Annotated in this window: 19 protein-coding genes and 1 other RNA gene; 15 read left to right on the plus strand and 5 right to left on the minus strand. The window is 63.0% G+C overall.

All coding sequences use genetic code 11. From position 1 onward, the window contains the following. Positions 1 to 4 precede the first annotated feature (4 nt). Both GTW25_RS14475 and GTW25_RS14480 read left to right on the plus strand, forming a co-directional pair. A complete protein-coding gene (locus tag GTW25_RS14475; protein ID WP_252912898.1) occupies positions 5 to 1,126 on the plus strand; it encodes a beta-ketoacyl-ACP synthase III in 1,122 nt (373 codons plus the stop codon). Positions 1,127 to 1,213: 87 nt separating this feature from the next. Beyond that, a complete protein-coding gene (locus tag GTW25_RS14480) occupies positions 1,214 to 1,831 on the plus strand; it encodes an MOSC domain-containing protein (RefSeq protein WP_252912899.1) in 618 nt (205 codons plus the stop codon). A 3-nt stretch (positions 1,832 to 1,834) separates the two neighbouring features. On the opposite strand, the gene GTW25_RS14485 is transcribed toward GTW25_RS14480, so the two are convergent. Together GTW25_RS14485 and tsaA are read right to left on the minus strand one after the other, a co-directional pair. After that, the gene (locus GTW25_RS14485; protein ID WP_252912901.1) at positions 1,835 to 2,152 is read right to left on the minus strand and encodes a DUF2293 domain-containing protein; all 318 of its coding nucleotides are present in this window, start codon (positions 2,150 to 2,152) and stop codon (positions 1,835 to 1,837) included. Then, positions 2,149 to 2,646: a tRNA (N6-threonylcarbamoyladenosine(37)-N6)-methyltransferase TrmO gene (gene tsaA, locus GTW25_RS14490; protein WP_252912903.1), complete on the minus strand. Its 498-nt coding sequence runs from the start codon at positions 2,644 to 2,646 to the stop codon at positions 2,149 to 2,151. Before tsaA ends, GTW25_RS14485 begins: the two co-directional genes overlap by 4 nt. Positions 2,647 to 2,724: 78 nt before the next feature. Here tsaA and GTW25_RS14495 point away from each other — a divergent pair, with 78 nt between their 5' ends. After that, complete coding sequence (locus tag GTW25_RS14495) at positions 2,725 to 3,741, plus strand: ArsR/SmtB family transcription factor (protein ID WP_252912904.1); 1,017 nt, start codon at positions 2,725 to 2,727, stop codon at positions 3,739 to 3,741. After that, a complete protein-coding gene (metF, locus tag GTW25_RS14500) occupies positions 3,741 to 4,652 on the plus strand; it encodes a methylenetetrahydrofolate reductase [NAD(P)H] (RefSeq protein WP_252912906.1) in 912 nt (303 codons plus the stop codon). The genes GTW25_RS14495 and metF overlap by 1 nt, the downstream gene beginning before the upstream one ends. Before the next feature lie 360 nt (positions 4,653 to 5,012). Here the strand turns inward: metF and GTW25_RS14505 are convergent, their stop codons facing one another. Beyond that, positions 5,013 to 5,930 (minus strand): DMT family transporter, encoded by a 918-nt coding sequence (locus tag GTW25_RS14505; RefSeq protein ID WP_252912908.1) that lies wholly within the window; start codon positions 5,928 to 5,930, stop codon positions 5,013 to 5,015. A gap of 148 nt (positions 5,931 to 6,078) precedes the next feature. On the opposite strand from GTW25_RS14505, the gene GTW25_RS14510 reads away from it, so the two are divergent. Continuing rightward, positions 6,079 to 7,299: an alanine racemase gene (locus tag GTW25_RS14510; RefSeq protein ID WP_252912909.1), complete on the plus strand. Its 1,221-nt coding sequence runs from the start codon at positions 6,079 to 6,081 to the stop codon at positions 7,297 to 7,299. A gap of 158 nt (positions 7,300 to 7,457) precedes the next feature. Here GTW25_RS14510 and GTW25_RS14515 read toward each other — a convergent pair whose 3' ends face one another. After that, the gene (locus GTW25_RS14515; protein ID WP_252912911.1) at positions 7,458 to 8,294 is read right to left on the minus strand and encodes a glycoside hydrolase family 25 protein; all 837 of its coding nucleotides are present in this window, start codon (positions 8,292 to 8,294) and stop codon (positions 7,458 to 7,460) included. A 195-nt stretch (positions 8,295 to 8,489) separates the two neighbouring features. On the opposite strand from GTW25_RS14515, the gene GTW25_RS14520 reads away from it, so the two are divergent. The 6 genes from GTW25_RS14520 to rnpB all read left to right on the plus strand — a co-directional run bounded on the left by GTW25_RS14520 (position 8,490) and on the right by rnpB (position 12,947). After that, positions 8,490 to 9,851 (plus strand): serine hydrolase domain-containing protein, encoded by a 1,362-nt coding sequence (locus tag GTW25_RS14520; protein WP_252912912.1) that lies wholly within the window; start codon positions 8,490 to 8,492, stop codon positions 9,849 to 9,851. 110 nt (positions 9,852 to 9,961) lie between these two features. After that, positions 9,962 to 10,156, plus strand: coding sequence for a hypothetical protein (locus tag GTW25_RS14525; RefSeq protein WP_252912914.1), 195 nt, complete (start codon positions 9,962 to 9,964; stop codon positions 10,154 to 10,156). Positions 10,157 to 10,264: 108 nt separating this feature from the next. Next, positions 10,265 to 10,975, plus strand: coding sequence for a J domain-containing protein (locus GTW25_RS14530; RefSeq protein ID WP_252912915.1), 711 nt, complete (start codon positions 10,265 to 10,267; stop codon positions 10,973 to 10,975). Further along, positions 10,972 to 11,742, plus strand: a complete 771-nt coding sequence (locus tag GTW25_RS14535; protein WP_252912917.1) for an N-acetylmuramoyl-L-alanine amidase — start codon at positions 10,972 to 10,974, stop codon at positions 11,740 to 11,742. Before GTW25_RS14530 ends, GTW25_RS14535 begins: the two co-directional genes overlap by 4 nt. Positions 11,743 to 11,905: 163 nt before the next feature. Beyond that, a complete protein-coding gene (locus GTW25_RS14540; RefSeq protein WP_252912918.1) occupies positions 11,906 to 12,511 on the plus strand; it encodes a lytic transglycosylase domain-containing protein in 606 nt (201 codons plus the stop codon). A 44-nt stretch (positions 12,512 to 12,555) separates the two neighbouring features. Continuing rightward, positions 12,556 to 12,947, plus strand: an RNA gene (gene rnpB / locus GTW25_RS14545) — RNase P RNA component class A. A gap of 39 nt (positions 12,948 to 12,986) precedes the next feature. Here the strand turns inward: rnpB and GTW25_RS14550 are convergent. Next, a complete protein-coding gene (locus GTW25_RS14550) occupies positions 12,987 to 14,102 on the minus strand; it encodes a cystathionine gamma-lyase (protein WP_252912920.1) in 1,116 nt (371 codons plus the stop codon). 404 nt (positions 14,103 to 14,506) lie between these two features. Here GTW25_RS14550 and mraZ point away from each other — a divergent pair, with 404 nt between their 5' ends. The 4 genes from mraZ to GTW25_RS14570 are packed head-to-tail and all read left to right on the plus strand — an operon-like array spanning position 14,507 to position 18,066. After that, entirely contained in the window at positions 14,507 to 14,968 is a 462-nt protein-coding gene (mraZ, locus tag GTW25_RS14555) for a division/cell wall cluster transcriptional repressor MraZ (RefSeq protein ID WP_252912922.1), read from the plus strand. Continuing rightward, positions 14,965 to 15,987, plus strand: a complete 1,023-nt coding sequence (gene rsmH, locus GTW25_RS14560; protein ID WP_252912923.1) for a 16S rRNA (cytosine(1402)-N(4))-methyltransferase RsmH — start codon at positions 14,965 to 14,967, stop codon at positions 15,985 to 15,987. Before mraZ ends, rsmH begins: the two co-directional genes overlap by 4 nt. 1 nt (position 15,988) lies before the next feature. Then, the gene (ftsL, locus tag GTW25_RS14565; protein WP_252912924.1) at positions 15,989 to 16,345 is read left to right on the plus strand and encodes a cell division protein FtsL; all 357 of its coding nucleotides are present in this window, start codon (positions 15,989 to 15,991) and stop codon (positions 16,343 to 16,345) included. Positions 16,346 to 16,359: 14 nt separating this feature from the next. Beyond that, the gene (locus GTW25_RS14570; RefSeq protein ID WP_252913080.1) at positions 16,360 to 18,066 is read left to right on the plus strand and encodes a peptidoglycan D,D-transpeptidase FtsI family protein; all 1,707 of its coding nucleotides are present in this window, start codon (positions 16,360 to 16,362) and stop codon (positions 18,064 to 18,066) included. Positions 18,067 to 18,068: the final 2 nt, after the last annotated feature.

An 18,068-nucleotide genomic window follows, 5' to 3' on the forward strand; every position in this document is an offset into this window, starting at 1 on the left:
GAACATGAAGCGCGTCGTCATCAGCGGTATCGGAACCGAGATACCTGACGAGATCATCTCCAACGAGGAGCTTGTCGAAAGCTTCAACGCCTGGGTCGATCTGGAAAACCCGATGCGGATCGCGCGCGGCGAGGAGCCTCTGGCCAGATCGGATGCCGAGTTCATCGTTTATGCGTCGGGTGTGCAGACCCGCCATGTGCACACCCGCGACGGCATTCTCGATCCGCGCCGCATGACGCCGCGCATTCCCAAACGTGATGACGATGCACTTTCCGTCATGGCGGAATTCGGCGCCAAGGCCGCGCGGAAGGCGATCGCGGATGCGGGAATCGATGCCGCGGATATCGACATGGTGATCTGCGCGGCATCGCACCAGCAACGCCCCTATCCGGCGCAGGCGATCGAAATCCAGAAGGAATTGGGAACGTCTGGCGCCGCGTTCGACATGAGCCTTGGCTGTTCGTCGGCGGTGGCCGGCCTGCATGTCGCCTTCAATCTGTTGCGCGCCGGCGCGCACAGGCGCGTGCTCGTCGTTACGCCGGAGATCATCACCGGCCATCTCAATTTTCGCGATCGCCAGACGCATTTCATTTTCGGCGATGCGGCGGCGGCGCTTCTGCTTGAGGCCGTCGATGACGACGAGGAGCGGAGCGGGCGGTTTGAGGTGATCGACACGCGGGGCTGGACGCAGTTCTCCAACAATATCCGCACCAATTTCGGCTTTCTCAATCGCGCCGGCCTCGAGGATCCCTCGGTCGTGCCGATGGAAGGCAACATGATCAAGCAGGTCGGCAACAAGGTCTTCAAGGAAGTGACCGTCGCCGGCCACCGCTTCATCGTCGATTTCCTGAAGGAGCACGGCCACTCGCCGCAGGGTATAAGGCGCTTCTGGCTGCATCAGGCGAATGCGCGCATGAATGCGATGATCCTGAAGCTGTCCTTCGGTCACGAGGTCGGCCACGACCGCGCGCCGATGGTCCTTTCCGAACTCGGCAACACGGCTGCCGCCGGCGCGGTCATCGCGCTCGAACAAAACCATCGCGACCTTGAAGCGGGCGATGTCGGGCTCCTGTGCGCATTCGGCGCGGGCTATTCGATCGGCGGCGTACTTTTGCGCATGATGTGAGCGTCGGCGCTGATCCGCCCATCAGCGAAATTGACTGGATTTGCGACATCGGGCACGGCAAAAACGCCCTGAAACGGAGGCGAAGCCATGGCGGAATTGTTCGAGCGCAGCGCGGACGAAATCGAAATCATTCCGGCGCGAAAGCTTGTGGGCACCGTCGGCGGGCTTTTGCGTGCGTCGGGGGATGATTTCGTCACCGAAAAGGTGAGCCAGCTTCAGCTCGATTTCGAGGGTGTTGCCGGCGATTTTCATCGCGGCCGCACGCGGCGCTCGGGCGGGCGCGAACCCTGGTATCCGCGCGGAACGGAAATGCGCAACGAACGGCAGGTCTCCATCGTCGCCGATGACGAACTTGCCAAAATAGCCGACGGCATGGGCATTGCGCGCATCGCGCCGGAATGGATCGGCGCGAATCTGGTGCTCGACGGCGTGCCGCGTCTTTCGCTTCTGCCGGCGGGCACGCTGCTGTTCTTCCAGGAGGGCGTCACGCTGAAAATCGACAGTCAGAACGGGCCATGCCGGCTGGCGGGCCGTTCCGTCGCCGATCACGCCGGGATGGCGGACCGTGAAGCGGGGGCGCTTCTTTTCCCCAAGGTCGGGCGTCGGTTGCGCGGCCTCGTCGCGTGGGTCGAAAAGCCCGGTACGATCACGGAAGGGGAGGCGGTTTCCGTTCGTGTTCCCGAACAGTGGATCTATCGAGGCTGAGGCTCAACCGGTTTCGTCGTCGTCAGGATCAAGCAACCGCGTCGCGCGCCATGTCGTCAGGACAGTGTTGATCTGTTCGATGACGAAGTGGCGCGCGGAGTCGCGATCATAGCCTTCGTCGAGCAGGGCATCGTAGTCCGTGTGTTCGTGCCTGATATGCGTGATGGTCGCGATCCACATTGCGATGGACGGCGGCAGGTCGCGCAGCTTGCGCTGGCCGGACAGGTCACGGATCGCTTCCGCGTCCGCATAGGGCGCGAGCGGAATGAGCGCCGTCAGCGCCTTGGCCAATGCTTTCTGACGTCCGGTCGAGGGCTTCATCGGCGCGTCACCGTGGCGTTCGGCACCGCATCCGTCGAGGCGTAATACGGTTTGATGTCGAGAAGCGGTGTGCCGTCGAGCACGTCGATGGTTTCGAGGTCGAGAATGCCGGCTTCAGCGTCGATGCTTATCAGTTTCACGACATGCAGGCCGATCGGATTGGGTCGCACGGGCGAGCGCAGGGCAAAGGTGCCGGTCGGCTCCGCGCGATGGCGCGGCTTTTGCAAAATGAGATTGCGCCCCGCGTCGCCGAGCCACGTCAAAAGAACGATGTGAGTGGCATCCTCAAGTCCGGCGAGACCCTTTCTGTAGGGGGCATCCACCAGCGCACGGGCAGGGCGGCCGGTTTCGCGCGCGGCGGCCATGTTTTTCGGGCATTCGGTGCGGTCGGTCCATGGCGCGGCAATGCGTCCGATGAAGACGAGATGGGCCTCGCCCGGCATTTCGGCCGGGTCGAATGGCAGGGCTTCCTCGCCGTCTCGAATGCCGCTCATGCAAAATACCTTTGGCTGCCCCTTGCCAAATCGATCCAAATACATAAACATATCTTTATGTCTTTCACGGAGTTGGCGATGCTTGCCTCCCATCCCATCAATCTGACCTCGCTCGTTGATAGCTTGAAGGCGGCTGCCGAATCCAGCCGGCTTCGCATTCTCGTGCTTTTGTCGCGTGGCGACCTGACCGTCTCCGACCTGACCGAAATCCTGGGGCAGTCGCAGCCGCGCGTCTCGCGACATCTCAAGCTGCTCCTCGAAGCCGATCTCATCCACCGGTATCAGGAAGGGTCGTGGGCGTATTTCGGCTTGTCGGACGGAGACTGGGTTCGCGATTTCCTGTCGACCATGGTCGCGCGGCTCGATGCGGCCGATCCGACGATCGAACGCGATCTGGAGCGGCTCGATGCCGTCAAGCAGCGCCGCCAAAGCCGGGCGAGCGATTATTTCAGCGCCAACGCCGTCGAATGGGACCGCCTGCGCTCGCTTCACGCGCCCGACAAGGCGGTGGAAAGCGTGCTGACAAAAATCGTCGGCAAGACGCCGTTCCAGTCGATGCTCGATCTGGGTACGGGAACCGGCCGGATGCTCGAACTCTTCGCGCCGCTTTACCGGCGCGGCACGGGCGTAGACCTTTCCCGCGAGATGCTTGCCGTGGCACGGGCCAATCTCGACAAGGCCGGCATCGCTCAGGCGCAGGTGCGCCTCGGCGACCTTTACGCACCGCCGGTCGAACGCGACAGCTTCGACCTCATCACCATGCATCAGGTGCTTCACTATCTCGAAGAGCCGGCGCTCGCCATTCGCGAGGCGGCGCGGCTGCTGCGCCCGGCCGGACGGCTGGCGATCATCGATTTCGCGCCGCATGCGCTCGATTTCCTGCGCGACGCGCACGCCCATGTGCGGCTGGGCATTTCCGATGCGCAGATCGGCGACTGGCTGGCGGAGGCCGGCCTCGATCTCGAGGCAAGCGAAACCGTACCGCCGGACGCCGAAAGCGATCAGCGGCTGACGGTCAGGATATGGCTTGCCCGCGATCCACGCATCCAGATCGCTTCACCCTCGCAACCCGCTTCACAAAAGGCTCTCGCGTGATGAAGGACATCCAGTTTTCCCGCCGCTCCGATCTTGGCGAGCGCATCGGCGTTTCCTTCGAGTTCTTTCCGCCGAAGACCGATGCGATGGAAGCGCGGCTTTGGGAGGCGGTCCGCCGGCTGGAGCCGCTCAGCCCCCGTTTCGTATCCGTCACCTACGGAGCGGGCGGATCGACCAAGGCGCGCACGACGAGTTCGCTTGCTCGCATCTGCGGCGAAAGCACGCTCGACGCCGCCGCGCATCTGACCTGCGTGGATGCCAGCCGCGCCGAGGTCGACGCGGTGATCCACGAATTCGCGCGGCTTGGCGTGCGCAGTTTCGTCGCCCTGCGCGGCGATCCCGCCGAGGGCGTCGGCACGACCTACAGACCGCATCCCGACGGCTACCGGAACACGGCCGAACTGGTCGCTGCCCTGCGCCGGATCGGCGATTTCGATGTGTCGGTTTCGGCCTATCCCGAAAAACATCCCGAAAGCGCGGATTTCGCGACCGACATCGACGTGCTCAAGCGCAAGGTCGATGCGGGGGCCACACGCGCCATCACCCAGTTCTTTTTCGACAACGACGTCTACGAGCGCTATGTCGAGCGCGTGCGCCGTGCCGGCATCTACATCCCGATCGTGCCGGGCATTTTGCCGATCCAGAATTTCAGGCAGATGGCCGGGTTTGCAGGGCGCTGCGGCACCCATGTTCCGCAATGGCTGGCAGACCGGTTCGACGGCCTCGACAACGATCCCCAGACCCATGCCCTGATCGCATCGGCCGTTGCCGCCGAGCAGGTGCTCGACCTGATCGAGCGCGGCGTAGAGGACTTTCATTTCTACACGATGAACAAGGCCGACCTTGTCTTCGCCATCTGCCACCTGATCGGCATCCGGCCCGGCGCGCAAAGCGAGCGGATCGCGGCCTGAACGCAGAAAGGCCGGGCGAACCCGGCCTTTCCTTTATGTCTGGTCGGTCTTGACGGGGTCGCTCTTAAACGACGATCCCCATGACCAAGGCTCCGATGAATGCAAACGCAGCACATATCATCAATGCGTTGATGGGCCGTGTCAGTCCCATAGGCGGTGCCTCCTCTACAGACTACGCAGGATCGGAATCTAGGCAACTTCGCCCGTCAAGCAAGGACAAATATTGCTGCAATGCGACGCCGGTGTAGAAAAAACGACCTATCGAACGATCTATCCCATTCTAACTAAACGCGTAATCCCGTTTAACCACCTGTTCATAAATATGACATCGGCGTGACGGAAATATGCCGTGCCGATACGTCACCGCCGCCCGAGAAGCCGTCCGTCGATGACGATCAGCCCCGATCCGATCAGGGCCATGCCCGCCAGCTCGAACGTTTCTAGGCGCTCGGCGAGAAAGACCGCGCCGAGGATGATCGCGAAGACGGGTACGATCAGCGTAACCAGTGAGGCATTGGTCGCTCCGGCGGATGCGATCACCGAAAAGAACAGGATATAGGCGAAGGCGGTCGAGGCGAGCGCCAGGCCGACAACCGAAAGCCACGCCGCCTCGCTGACGTTTCCAAGACCGGCAAGACCGCCGGTTGCCAGAATGATCGGCAGCATGATCACGGTCGATGCAGTCAATTGGCCGGTCGCGACGATGGGCGGGGGCAGGGCGCGAAACCGCTTGGCGAAGATCGCCGCACAGCCATAGGAAAAGGCGGTTCCGATCAATGCGAGCTTGGCCCAGGCGGGGCCGCCGAGATCTGCGAGCAGGCCGGGTCCGATCATCACCGCCGTTCCCGCGATGCCGAGCGCGATACCGGCAAGCTTGCGGCCGGTGAACTTCTCGTCGGTCGTGAAGGCGTTCGCCAGAATCACCGTCCAGAACGGTGTGGTGGCATTGAGCACCGAGGCAAGGCCGGCCCCAAGCTCCGTCTGGCCGAGGAACATCAGCGAAAAGGGAATGATGTTGTTGAGGAGCGCAAGCAGGAAGAAGCTCGCGGCCATCGGCATCACCAGCGCGAAGGAGGGGCCGCGCCAGAGCAGATAGAGATGCAGCGCCGCGGCGGCCAGCGCGACGCGCAAAAGGACCAGCGTCAGCGGCGCTATTTCCAGAACGGCGATACGGGCGAAGAAGAACGAGCCGCCCCACAGCAGGCCCAGCAGCAGCAGCATGCTCCAGTCGCGCAGCGACATCTGCGTGGTCAGGCGGGGTAGCGATGCGTCGGTCATCTTGCGGTCCTTTGGTCTCGCTCTACGACCGTTGGGAAAACCGCGCCACCCGAAAATGCTGAATATGATTGTCAACCGCTTTGATGGCAGGTTCGGTTCTATCCGTCATGTTCGTGCGCTAGGTTCGCAGGACAGTGCAGGAGCTACCATGCAGAAATTCGAAAATGCCCGCGAAGCCGCCCTCGCGCTTCGGCCAGACGATCCGATCTATTGCTTTCGCCCGGACGTGCTGAAGGAAGACGCGCTGCAGTTCATGGGCATGTTTCCCGGCAAGACGGCCTATGCCGTCAAGACCAATGGCGAACCGATGGTGCTCAAGACGCTGGCGGAGATCGGCGTCGATGCCTTCGATGTGGCTTCGCCGGCCGAGTTCGAGGCGGTGCGGTCCGTCGCGCCGCAGGCCGAGATGCTCTACATGCACCCGGTCAAGGCGCAGTCCGACATCCGGCTCGCCCTCGAGACCTACGGCATCCGCGTCATCTCGCTCGACCATGAGGACGAGATCACCAAGATGACGCGCGTGGTGCGTGCGCTCGACATCGATCCGGGTCAGATCACCGTCTTCGTGCGGATACAGACAAAGGGAAGCGCCGCTTACGAGTTGTCGAAGAAGTTCGGCGCGGGTCCGGCGACTGCCGTGGAACTGATGCAGCGCCTTCACCGGCAGGGCTACAAGGTCGGCATCTGCTTCCATGTCGGCAGCCAGATCGAGGACCCGGACACCTATGAGCGCGCGCTGGCTTCCGCCGACTGGGTGCGCAACCGTTGCGGCGTGCCGCTGGCGGGGTTGGACGTGGGCGGCGGGTTTCCGGCCGAATACGGCCATGACCCCAACAGCAAGAAACCGGCCATGCCGTCCATCGGTCAGTTGATGTCGAGGCTTCGAAACGACATCGACGAATGGGGATTTTCGGACGTGCCGCTGGTCGCCGAACCGGGGCGGGTAATCGTCGCGCGTGCCTTTTCGCTCATTGTTCGGGTGCTGCTGCGCAAGGGCAAGCGGCTCTACATCAATGATGGGATCTGGGCGTCGCTGTCGGATTCATGGACCGGCAAGATCACGCTGCCGGCGCGGTTCATTCCCGATCCGGCGATCCGCTCGCGCAACGGCAGGGCGGAAAACATCGTGCCGTTCAAGGTGTGCGGCGCGACCTGCGATTCGGTCGACATCCTGTCGCGCCCGTTCTGGCTGCCGGAAACGGTCGATACGGGCGACTGGATCGAGATCGGCCATATAGGCGCCTATTCGCTGTCCTTGCGCACGCGGTTCAACGGGTTCTACCCGGATACGTTCGTGGAGGTGACGACGCCGTTCGAGGAAGGGACGAAGCCGGAAGGTTTCGCCAGTCTGGAGACGATGGCGGATTAGATCGCTCAAGCTTTCGCTGGGAGTCCCCTCACCCTTACCCTCTCCCCAAGGGGAGAGGAGGCAGGAGCGTCGCGGCAATCTGCCTTCTCCCCGCGGGGAGAAGGTGCCGGCAGGCGGATGAGGGATATCCTGCGGTAGCAGCGGATGGGATCCGGCGCTCAACTCGTTGACGTATTGCGCGCGACCCAATCGCGCCAATCGCGCACGGACCCGTTGAAGACGTTGATGTCCGCATCGCCGACCTTGCCCGGCACGATGCCGGTGCCGGTATATTGCCAGAACAGGAAGTTCTCACCGTTGTAGCGGTCGTGCGGGTGGGCGGCGACCGAACGGAGCCACCAGTCGTAGCCCTTGAAGGTGTGGAGCCGGTTGTCCTCGTAGAAGTCCACAGAAGTGTAGATGATCGGGCGCTGGCCGTAATGGCGCTCGATGATGTCGAGGAAGATCTTCATCTCGCTATGGACGATGCGCCAGTCCGGCCGGGCGCGGCAGGTCGGGGACAAATGGTTCCATTCCATGTCCAGCACATGCGGCAGCGTGCCGGCTTCGCGCGGCACGTTGCGGATGAACCATTGCGCCTGTTCCGACGCCGGGCGGCAAAAATAGAAGAAGTGGTATGCGGAGCGCGGAATGCCGTGCCGGCGCGTCGCGTTCCAATTGTCCATGAAGCGCGGATCGAGCATGTCGCCGCCCTCCGTTGCCTTGATGAAGGCGAAGGAAATGCCCGCGTCGCGTGCGGTCGGCCAGTCGATGTCGCTCTGGTAGCGTGAGACGTCCGTACCGTGGACGGCATAGGACGATGGCGCGCGCCCGCTCCACGGATGCGGCTTGCGGTCGCCGAAACGCGGATTTGTCACCTTGACAGGCGCTTCGACGCCGGCCGCCTGCCCAGTGGACGTGCCCGAAATCGGCGCTATCGCCGCAAGGTCGAGCCCGGTCGAACTGCATCCCGTCAGGAGCAAGGCGAAGGTCAGCATGGCTGCAAAGATGCGCATCGGATGTCCCGCAAAGCCGGCCGGACCACAGATCTTATGCGCCCGCCGAATCGTCCCAAGGCCCGAGGCTTGCGCCTTCATGGTTGAGGGGAGGTTAACGGCGAACCGGCAGATTTGCCATGACGCCCGCGACACACTTGCAATCCCTCCTGCGACGCGATGAATTCGGGCCTTGCGAAAGCGAGGGGGAATCGAATGCGCATTTTGAAGAGAGTGTTCAAGGGCGTGCTCGTCCTGCTGGCGGTAGCGATCGGCGGCCTTGCTGCCTGGCTCTATTTCGCGCCACCGGACCTGATCAGGGTCGGCACGGGGTATTCGGCCAAGATCGTCTGCTCGAATGTGTTCCTGGCGGGCCGCGATCCCGAGGAGGTGCTCAAACTAGACGTCCAGGCGCCGGGGCATCCGCTTCTCGGGTTCATCTCCGTCGATGTGGATCGCGAGCGCGGGGTCGTCTCGGCCGCGCTTTTCGGCGTGTTCGGCCGCAATCAGGCCGTCTATCGCGAAGGGCTCGGCTGCGCGAGCGCGCCTGGTGGGGCGACTGCACGTATCCCTGCGCTGGGGGCGGCGGCTCGCACAGCAAGCGTCGAACGCGACACTTCCGCTCTCTGGCCCGAGGGCGACGCGGTCGAAGCGTCCGCCGATCCCGACATCACCGCCATTCTGGACGATCCGGCAATGACGGGATCTGGCATGCGCGCCGTCGTCGTCGTTCAGGGCGGACGTATCGTCGGCGAACGCTATGGCGAAGGGTTCGATGCGGGCACGCCGTTGCTCGGCTGGTCGATGACGAAGACCGTCACTGCGGCGCTCTATGGCACGCTGACCGATCGCATCGGCGTCGATGAGGCCGGACTTCTGCCCGAATGGTTCGACGATCGAAGGCACATCACGGTCGCCGATTTGCTCGCCATGTCGAGCGGTCTCCAGTTCAACGAAGACTATGGCGACGTGACCGATGTGACGCGCATGCTCTATCTGGAATCCGACATGGCGTATTTTGCGGCGGACAAGCCACTCGTCGGCAGGCCTGGAGAGGTCTTCAGCTATTCCAGCGGGACGACCGTCATCCTGTCGCGGCTTTGGCAGGACAGGTTCGACGATCCGCAGCAGGCGCTCGGCTGGCCCCGCCGTGCGCTGTTCGGTCCGATTGGCATGGAAAGCGCCGTGCTGGAGACCGACGCAGTCGGCACGTTCGGCGGTTCCTCCTATCTCTACGCGACCGCTCGTGACTGGGTGCGGTTCGGACAATTCCTTCTTCAGGAGGGAGAATGGAACGGCGAGCAGATATTGCCGGCAGGCTTCGTCGAGTGGATGCGCGAGGCTGCGCCGGCGTCCAACGGGCGCTACGGGCGCGGGCAGCTTTGGCTGGCAGGTTCCGAGCGCGGCGCGCAGGTCGCGCTGCCGACCGATACCTATTGGCTGCGCGGGCATGACGGTCAGTTCATGGCTATCGTTCCCTCGCACGATTTGATCGTGCTTCGGCTGGGGCTGACGCCGTCGCGACTGAACTACTCGCCCGCTCCGATGATCGGGGCGCTGGTGGACGCCATTCGATAGATCGCTGTAACATGGAGTCACTCAACGTTATGAAACGATAGAGGGAACGGGGCATTTCTATCTCGAACGCTCGTTACGGCGGGCGGAATGAGAGAGAAGGAGAAATTCAAATGAAGAAGATCATTCTTGCTTCGGTTTCCGGTATCGCGCTCATGGGCCTTGCTGCCTGCACGGACGCTGACGAAACCAACTCGGGTGTCGACACGGCGCCGCCCCCGGCGACGATGGACGATCCGGCAGCGGCTCCGGCCGATCCGGCAGCACCTGCTGACGGCGGAACGATGGCTCCGGCCCCCGCCGAATAATAGATTAGCGTATGAGTACCTTAAGGGGTCGGCTTTGCCGGCCCCTTTTGCTTTGCCCCCTCAACCAGGGGTCGCCAAGACGCATTTTTCTTTCTACAGATGGCAGCCATGTCGATCTGGTTCCGCCTTGGCGATTTTGTCTCGCGTGTCTCCTCCACGGCGGTCACGTCGCTGGTGGAAAGCATCCGGTCGATCTTCGCGACCAACCCGGAATTGCGCCAGCGGGTCGCGTTTTCGGTGGCGATGATCGCGCTTTCGGCCAAGATGGCGAAGGCCGACGGTGTCGTCACCCAGCGCGAGGTGGCGGCCTTTCAGGAAATCTTCGAAATTCCGGACGAGGAGGCGCGCAACGTCTCGCGGCTCTACAATCTCGCCAAGCAGGACATCGCCGGTTTCGACGCCTATGCGCGGCAGATGGCGGCGCTTTGCGGTTCCGGCAAACCCAATTGCGCATTGCTGGAAGACATTCTCGACGGATTGTTCCACATCGCCAAGGCCGACGGCTACATCCACGAACGCGAATTGACGTTGCTGGCGGAGGTCGCTTCGATCTTCGAGATCGACGGATTGCATTTCGAGCGCATTCTGGCGCGGCACACCTTCGGGGCGGAAAGCGATCCCTATCGGGTGCTCGGCGTCCCATCCGACATGCCGTTCTCCGAAATCAGGCGTGCCTATCGCAGGATCGTCGCGGAAAACCATCCCGACAAGCTGATCGGACGAGGAGTTCCCGAAGAGTTCGTCGCCATCGCGACGACGCGGCTTGCCGCCATCAACGCGGCGTTCGAGATGATCGAACGGCGACAGGTTCACGCATGACGGGATTCGTATGCGACTACAGCCATGCCGAACCCCGCGTTTCGCCGAATTTCGGCCCGCGGCCCGATGGGGCAAAGGTTGACAGCCTGATCCTGCATTATACGGGAATGCCGACCGGCGAGGGCGCGGAAGCACGCCTTTGCGATACCGAGAGTTCCGTTTCCTCGCATTACATCGTCCATGAGGATGGCCGCGTCGTGCAGATGGTGCGCGAGGCCGACCGCGCCTGGCATGCGGGGCAATCCTTCTGGCGCGGTTGCCGCGACATGAATTCCTGTTCGATCGGGATCGAGATCGTCAATCAGGGGCATGATGGCGGCCTGCCGCCGTTTCCCGACCGGCAGATCGAAGCAGTCATCGCGCTTTGCAGGGACATTCTCACCCGAAACATTATCGTCCCGGAGCGGGTTTTAGCGCATTCGGATGTGGCACCTGGTCGCAAGATCGATCCGGGCGAACGGTTTCCCTGGTGCGAACTCGCCCGGTCCGGCGTCGGGCATCATATCGATCCCGCGCCGATCCAGGGCGGCCGCTTTCTGGCATCCGGCGACAAAGGAGAACCGGTCGAAGCACTTCAATCCATGCTCGCGCTCTACGGTTACGATGTTGAGATCAATGCGCTTTTCGACGACCAGACCTGCCGGGTCGTCGAAGCGTTCCAGCGTCATTTCAGGCAATCGCTCGTCGACGGCGTCGCGGACCGATCGACCATCGAGACGCTTCATCGCCTGCTGTCCGTTTTGCCGTCCGACCTCGCCATGAGCTGAGGGCTTATGTTGCGGCGACATTTTTTGTGATTCGCCGGATCATTTTTGCGACGGGTTCGGCTTTCATCTGGGTGCCTGTTCCAGAAGGCGAGGCCGCCAGGTTTCGCCAGTCCAAAAATCAGAGTGCCTTACATTCTCAAAGCACCAACCTAGACGGGTAAACATGAAAAAACTGACCGTTGCGGCGGCAGCCCTGGCTGCCGGGATGACTTCCTTTGCCTCGCTCTCTCTCGCCGACAAGGATTTTGCGGCCGTTGCCGAATCGAAAGCCAACATTGAAGCCATGCGTGCCGAAAAGGCACAGGCCGATGAACTGCCCGGCGTCGACATGACGACGACCGCATCGGTTGCCGCAACGCAGGCAGCCGCAGCGAAGACCAATGCGGTCAAGGGCGGAACGTTCGGCCCGATCATCGCGAAATATGCCGCGCAGCACGGTGTTCCGGCCGAACTTGCCCATGCCGTCGTGCAGGTGGAAAGCAATTTCCGGCCGAACGTGACCGGTGGTGCCGGTGAAGTCGGCCTCATGCAGATCAAGCCGGCGACGGCGCGCATGATGGGATATTCGGGTAGCGTCAAGGGTCTGTACGATCCGGAGGTCAATATCCGCTACGGCATGAAGTATCTTGCCATGGCGCAATCGGTCGGCGACGGCACGATGTGCGGCACGATCCTGAAATACAATGCGGGACATGCGGCCAAGCGCATGAACCCGATCTCGGCGAATTATTGCGCGAAGGTTCAACGCATTATCGGCGGGGCAGCCTGACAAGCGCCTTGCGTTTTGCCCTGTGCCAGCCTTTATACGCGCTGTCAGTCGGCCGGGCGGCCGCTTCGCGCTTGTCGCGGGGAGGAAAGTCCGGGCTCCACGGAAAGACGGTGCCGGCTAACGGCCGGCGGGGGCGACCCCAGGGAAAGTGCAACAGAGAGCAGACCGCCTCACTCTTCGGAGTGAGGCAAGGGTGAAAGGGTGGGGTAAGAGCCCACCGCGCTGCCGGCAACGGGAGCGGCATGGTAAACCCCACCGGGAGCAAAACCGAATAGGGGCGGCACGAGGGGAAACCTTCAGGGCTTTTCCGGCCTTGCCGTCCGGGTTGGTTGCTTGAGGCGCATCGCAAGATGCGTCCCAGAAGAATGGTCGCCACGTTCTTGTGTCGCAAGGCGCAAGGGCCATACAGAACCCGGCTTACAGGCCGACTGACATTTTGTTTCAAGCGCTTGCGGCGTGAAGCTGAAGCGCCGATTCAGCGCTTGGCGGCGTCGAGCGACGTCTCGATCGCCCGCCACAACTGGCCGGCCGGCTCGCAGCCGACCGACAGGCGCACGAAGCCCGGAGCGACCGCGTCGCCCCAGCGCGCGCGCCGTTCGGCCGACGAATGGACACCGCCGAAAGAGGTTGCCGGTTGCAGCAATTCGCACCCGTCGATGAAGGCTTCCGCCTTCGTTTCGTTCTCCAGCGTCATGCCGATCAGGAAGCCGAAGCGAAGCATCTGCGCGCGCGCCAGATTGTGCGAGGGATCACCCGCGAGACCGGGATAGCGCAGAGCGGTCAAATCATCGCGCTTGCCGAGCTTTTCGGCAAGGAATTCAGCGGTGTCGCACATGCGCTGGAAGCGCACGTCGAGCGTCTCGAGCCCGCGATGGACCTGCCACGCCTCGAACGGGCCGGGAATGCCGCCCGCCAGCTTCCGCCAGTCCGATACGGCCGCCATGATCTCGCGGTCGCGGCTCGCGACATGGCCGAACAGGACGTCCGAATGACCGTTCGGGGCCTTCGTGTCCGACGCGACGACGATGTCGGCCCCCAGATCGAGCGGTCGCTGGCCGAGCGGCGTCATGGTGGTGTTGTCGGCGACGACGATCGCGCCGGCCGCGTGGGCGGCATCGACCACAGCCTCGATGTCGCACAAGTCGAGGCCGGGATTGGCGGGTGTCTCGATGAAAACGAGGCGATAGCCTTCGAAGCCGCCATCGAGGAACGTCGCCGTTGGACGCAGATCGTAGGTGACCCCCAGTCGGGTCAGAAACCGCTCCGACAGAACGCGCGTCGTGTAATAGCCGTCAGACGGCAGCAGGATTTTGTCGCCGGCTTTCAGTACCGCGAAGAAGGCGGCGGCGACGGCAGCCATGCCGGACGGGAATCCGAGCACCGGCGCATCTTCCAGATGGGCGAGCATGTCTTCGACCGCTTCCCATGTGCCGTTCGAGAATCGGCCATATTGCGCAAAGCCTTCCGGCGCGCCCGGCAGATGAAACATCGACGCCATGGTCAGTGGCAGCGCGACCGGATCGCCTTTTTTCAGCTTCGAGCGGCGCAGATGGGAGAGGGCGGCGGTGCGTGGCGCAATATCGTCGGACATTCGCGAATCCCTGGCGTTTACGAAAGGCGGAACGCTAGTGCGCCTTGGACGGGCGCGCAACGCCGGCAGGCCGCTGGGTCAGCGAGCCGACAAGCTGCCCGGTAAGTTTTCGTTAGCCTTAATGGCGCATAAACGAAGATGGGCTGAAGTCCTCGCAAAACGCGGCTTCGGACCAGTCTGACCCGTCCAATCCCGTTGACGCCCATAATGGCCCATGATAACTCTCGAGCAACATTCGGTTGTCGTTTCAGTTCACGTTCCAGCGTCCATCAGCTCCGGGCCAACGGGTCCGGCGTGTGGGTGCTGTTGCCAATTCGGCGCCGGGGACAGGTCGAGAGGGGAGAGCACATCTTGGGCGATCGCGCGCAGCACTTCGGCGCACAATATCGGCACGGCCGGGCCTGATGGATCGCTTTCTCTCCAGCGCGGTGAACAGGATCGACGCCAAGGGCCGCGTCTCCGTTCCGGCGCATTTCCGCACGGTCGCCCAGAAGCGCGGCTACAGCGATCTTTACGCCTTGCGCGCGCTCGATGTGCCGGCGCTCGATGTGGGCGGCCCGGACCTGCTCGACCGCTACGAGGAGCGAATCGCACTGGAGGACCCGTTCCTGCAGACGGCGGACGACATGTCCTTTTTCTGTCATGGCGACGGTGCGTTTCTGAAGCTCGATCAGGACGGGCGCATCACGGTCAGCGATTTCCTGCGCGAGCATACCGGCATCACGACGGAAGTCGCCTTCGTGGGACGCGGGACGTTCTTTCAGATGTGGGAGCCTTCGCGGCTGAAAACGTATGGCGAGGCGGTGCGTGCGCGGCTTCTGAAGCTCAGGCAGGCAGCGGCTCGACCGCATGGAGACCCGGAATGATGGCGGGCCACGGCGACGAGAAGGCCGGTGGCGGACCGGCCCGCCACGTTCCGGTGCTTCTGCCCGAGGTGCTTGCCGCGCTTGAGGCCGGACCCGGCCAGGTCGTCATCGACGGCACGTTCGGGGCGGGCGGGTATACGCGTGCTATCCTCAAACAGGGCGCGAACGTGATCGCGATCGATCGCGATCCGACGGCGGTCGTCATCGGCCGGGCGATGGAATCCGAGTTCGCCGGGCGGTTGCGCCTCGTCGAGGGGCCGTTTTCGCAGCTCGATACATATGCGGACGAACCGGTCGACGGCGTCGTCCTCGATATCGGCGTTTCTTCAATGCAGGTCGACGAAGCCGATCGCGGCTTCTCGTTTCGCCATGATGGGCCGCTCGACATGCGCATGTCGGGCAAGGGCATGAGCGCCGCCGACATCGTCAACACCTACAAGACGGGCGATCTGGCGCGCGTTTTCGGCTTTCTGGGCGAGGAACGACAGGCGGGTCGCATCGCCCGCATGATCGAGGACAAGCGCGCGCGCCGTCCCTTCTCGCGCACATCCGAACTGGCGGATGCGATCCAGACGCTTGTCGGGCGCGGTCCGAAGGACAAGATTCATCCCGCGACGCGCGTTTTCCAGGCGCTGCGCATCCACGTCAACGACGAACTGGGCGAACTTGCCCGTGCGCTTCTGGCGGCTGAGCGGGTGCTCAAGCCGGGCGGGCGGCTGGTCGTCGTGACCTTTCATTCGCTCGAAGACCGCATCGTCAAGCGGTTCATCGCCGACCGGGCAGGCAAGGCGTCGGGATCGCGGCATCTGCCCGAGGCCCATCATATCGAGCCGACCTTCGCGCAGGTCGGCAAGGTCGTGGCGACGAGCGAAGCGGAGGCCGAAGCCAATCCGCGCGCACGTTCGGCCAAGTTGCGCGCGGCGACACGCACATCGGCCGCGCCGCGCCGCGCGGATTTTTCACTGTTCGGGCTTCCCAAGCTGCCAATCGTCGGCAGCGACGCCGAGGAGGCGATCTGACATGTTCCGCACAACCGACATCGTTCTCATCGTCGTCATGGTTTCAGCCGCCGCCTTCACCTACAAGACGAAGCACGAGGCCGAAAACCACCTTGAAGAGGTGCGCCGGCTGCAAAGCCAGATCACCTTCGAGCGGGACTCCATCGACGTGCTTCACGCCGACTGGAGCGTGCTTACGCAGCCCTCGCGCCTGCAAAGACTGACCGAAAATTTCCGGGATGAGCTGGAGCTTTATCCCGCCCAGCCATGGCAGTTCGCCACCATTTCGGAACTGGCGCGCCGGCCGCTCGCGATCGAGGATCTCATCGCAGGCGACGGGCTGATCGACGAAACCGCAACCGGGAGCATCATGCAATGAGGATCGTGAAACAGATGTCCTCGCTGCTCCGACGCCCGGCTCGCAAGGCGGACGACGAAGCCATCGTTCTGGAAGGCGCACGCAAGCGTTCCGGCGGATCGACGCGCGCGCGCATGGCCATCACCTTCGCGCTCTTCATGGGCGTTTATGCAGTGATCGGCGGACGCCTCGTTTATCTCGGCCTCGAAGACCTGCCGGCCGGCGGCCCGCCGCCCTCGCGGGTGACCGCCAACCGGCCCGATATCGTCGACCGCAACGGAATGGTGCTCGCCACCGATATCAAGTCGGCATCGCTTTTCGCCGAACCGCGCCGGATCATCGATCCGAACGAGGCGATCGAGAAGTTGCGGACCATCCTGCCCGACCTTGACTATAACCGGACCTATCAACGGCTTTCCACCGATGCCGGGTTCGTGTGGCTGCGCCGGCAATTGTCACCGCGTCAGCAGGCCGACATCATGGCGCTGGGCATTCCCGGCGTCGGGTTCCGGACCGAAAAGAAGCGGTTCTATCCGGGAGGCGCGACGGCCTCGCACGTCCTCGGTCTCGTCAATGTCGACAATCGCGGCACGGCGGGCATGGAAAAATACATCGACGACCAGGGCCTTGCCGATCTTCAGGAGAGTGGGCTGGCGCTTGCCGGGGATTTGTCGCCGGTGAAGCTGTCGCTCGATCTGCGCGTCCAGCACATCGTTCACGACGAACTCGTCACTGCGATGGAAAAGTATAACGCGATCGCGGCCGGGGCCGTCGTGCTCAACGCGAAGACGGGCGAGGTCATCGCCATGGCCTCGCTGCCCGACTACGATCCGAACAATCCCTTCAATGCCCTGGAAAAGGACCGGCTCAACCGCATGTCGGCGGGCGTGTTCGAGATGGGCTCGACGTTCAAGGGCTTCACCACCGCGATGGCGCTGGATTCCGGGCTCGTCAAGATGACGGATCGGTTCGACGCGACCGCGCCGATCCGCATCGGCGGCCATACCATCCGCGACTTTCACGGCAAGGGCCGTGTCCTGACTGTACCGGAAGTGTTCCTCTACTCGTCGAATATCGGGACGGCGCGCATGGTCGACGTGCTCGGCATCGAAAGCCAGCGCAACTATCTCAAGCAACTCGGCCTGCTCGACCGCATGACGACCGAACTGCCCGAGGTCGCGCGCCCGACGGAGCCGGCGACATGGCGCAAGATCAACTCGATCACGATCTCCTTCGGCCATGGCGTGGCGACGACGCCGCTCCAGACCGCCGTCGCGGCGGCCGCAGTGCTGAACGGCGGCAATCTCATCAACCCGACCTTCCTGCCGCGCAGCGAGGATCGGGCGATGAATCAGGCATTGCAGGTGCTCAAGCCCTCGACCAGCGACCAGATGCGCTACCTGTTCCGCTACAATGCGGAGAACGGCTCCGCTCGCCGGGCGGAAGTGCCGGGCTACTTCGTCGGCGGCAAGACCGGAACGGCCGAAAAAGTCGTCAATGGCCGCTATGCCAACGATGTGCGGTTCAATGCGTTTATCGCAGGATTTCCGATGAACGATCCCGAATATGTGGTTCTCACCATCCTTGACGAGCCCAAGCCCGAAAAGGCAGGAATGAGCGCGACTGCGGGTCTGAATACCGCGCCGATGGCAGGCAACATCGTGCGCCGCTCCGCCGCACTTCTTGGCGTAAAGCCAGATTTCAGCCATGAAAGTGGGGCTTTGCTCGCCGCCTATCAGTGATT

The sequence above is a fragment of the Aliihoeflea aestuarii genome, from assembly GCF_024105665.1.
Lineage (GTDB): Bacteria > Pseudomonadota > Alphaproteobacteria > Rhizobiales > Rhizobiaceae > Aliihoeflea > Aliihoeflea aestuarii.

What these genes read in the sequence shown, in the direction of transcription:
- GTW25_RS14505 (WP_252912908.1), bottom strand. Translation starts at nt 5,930, where the DNA reads ATGACCGACGCATCGCTACCCCGCCTGACCACGCAGATGTCGCTGCGC.
- tsaA (WP_252912903.1), bottom strand. Translation starts at nt 2,646, where the DNA reads ATGAGCGGCATTCGAGACGGCGAGGAAGCCCTGCCATTCGACCCGGCC.
- metF (WP_252912906.1), top strand. Translation starts at nt 3,741, where the DNA reads ATGAAGGACATCCAGTTTTCCCGCCGCTCCGATCTTGGCGAGCGCATC.
- GTW25_RS14535 (WP_252912917.1), top strand. Translation starts at nt 10,972, where the DNA reads ATGACGGGATTCGTATGCGACTACAGCCATGCCGAACCCCGCGTTTCG.
- GTW25_RS14475 (WP_252912898.1), top strand. Translation starts at nt 5, where the DNA reads ATGAAGCGCGTCGTCATCAGCGGTATCGGAACCGAGATACCTGACGAG.
- GTW25_RS14525 (WP_252912914.1), top strand. Translation starts at nt 9,962, where the DNA reads ATGAAGAAGATCATTCTTGCTTCGGTTTCCGGTATCGCGCTCATGGGC.
- GTW25_RS14485 (WP_252912901.1), bottom strand. Translation starts at nt 2,152, where the DNA reads ATGAAGCCCTCGACCGGACGTCAGAAAGCATTGGCCAAGGCGCTGACG.
- rsmH (WP_252912923.1), top strand. Translation starts at nt 14,965, where the DNA reads ATGATGGCGGGCCACGGCGACGAGAAGGCCGGTGGCGGACCGGCCCGC.
- GTW25_RS14510 (WP_252912909.1), top strand. Translation starts at nt 6,079, where the DNA reads ATGCAGAAATTCGAAAATGCCCGCGAAGCCGCCCTCGCGCTTCGGCCA.
- GTW25_RS14530 (WP_252912915.1), top strand. Translation starts at nt 10,265, where the DNA reads ATGTCGATCTGGTTCCGCCTTGGCGATTTTGTCTCGCGTGTCTCCTCC.
- GTW25_RS14570 (WP_252913080.1), top strand. Translation starts at nt 16,360, where the DNA reads ATGTCCTCGCTGCTCCGACGCCCGGCTCGCAAGGCGGACGACGAAGCC.
- GTW25_RS14515 (WP_252912911.1), bottom strand. Translation starts at nt 8,294, where the DNA reads ATGCGCATCTTTGCAGCCATGCTGACCTTCGCCTTGCTCCTGACGGGA.
- ftsL (WP_252912924.1), top strand. Translation starts at nt 15,989, where the DNA reads ATGTTCCGCACAACCGACATCGTTCTCATCGTCGTCATGGTTTCAGCC.
- mraZ (WP_252912922.1), top strand. Translation starts at nt 14,507, where the DNA reads ATGGATCGCTTTCTCTCCAGCGCGGTGAACAGGATCGACGCCAAGGGC.
- GTW25_RS14550 (WP_252912920.1), bottom strand. Translation starts at nt 14,102, where the DNA reads ATGTCCGACGATATTGCGCCACGCACCGCCGCCCTCTCCCATCTGCGC.
- GTW25_RS14520 (WP_252912912.1), top strand. Translation starts at nt 8,490, where the DNA reads ATGCGCATTTTGAAGAGAGTGTTCAAGGGCGTGCTCGTCCTGCTGGCG.
- GTW25_RS14495 (WP_252912904.1), top strand. Translation starts at nt 2,725, where the DNA reads ATGCTTGCCTCCCATCCCATCAATCTGACCTCGCTCGTTGATAGCTTG.
- GTW25_RS14540 (WP_252912918.1), top strand. Translation starts at nt 11,906, where the DNA reads ATGAAAAAACTGACCGTTGCGGCGGCAGCCCTGGCTGCCGGGATGACT.
- GTW25_RS14480 (WP_252912899.1), top strand. Translation starts at nt 1,214, where the DNA reads ATGGCGGAATTGTTCGAGCGCAGCGCGGACGAAATCGAAATCATTCCG.